At 65.3% G+C, this 242-nt stretch carries 1 pseudogene; it reads left to right on the forward strand.

The annotated features are described in order from the left end of the window. Positions 1 to 132: 132 nt before the first annotated feature. Positions 133 to 242: pseudogene (locus KVS67_RS12775) on the forward strand (IS481 family transposase); the annotation flags it as partial.

Raw genomic sequence — 242 nt, forward strand, 5'->3', positions numbered from 1 at the left:
CTCGCCGCGGCCTACCCCGACCGGATCAACCCCTACCTGTGACCACCCCGCTTACACAGACAAGTTGACACGCCCGCCTCTCCCGCAGGATGGAAGTTCCTCAACAACCCACCTGCCCGAAAAGACCCGCTCATGACTCACGCTAACGCACCCCTGACCCCGACCGGCCGTCTCAGGATGGTCCAACGCCACCTGCACGACGGGATCCCGCAGGCACACGTGGCAGCCGAGTTCCGGGTGAG

The organism is Micrococcus sp. GbtcB5 (genome assembly GCF_019091605.1).
Classification (GTDB): domain Bacteria; phylum Actinomycetota; class Actinomycetes; order Actinomycetales; family Micrococcaceae; genus Micrococcus; species Micrococcus luteus.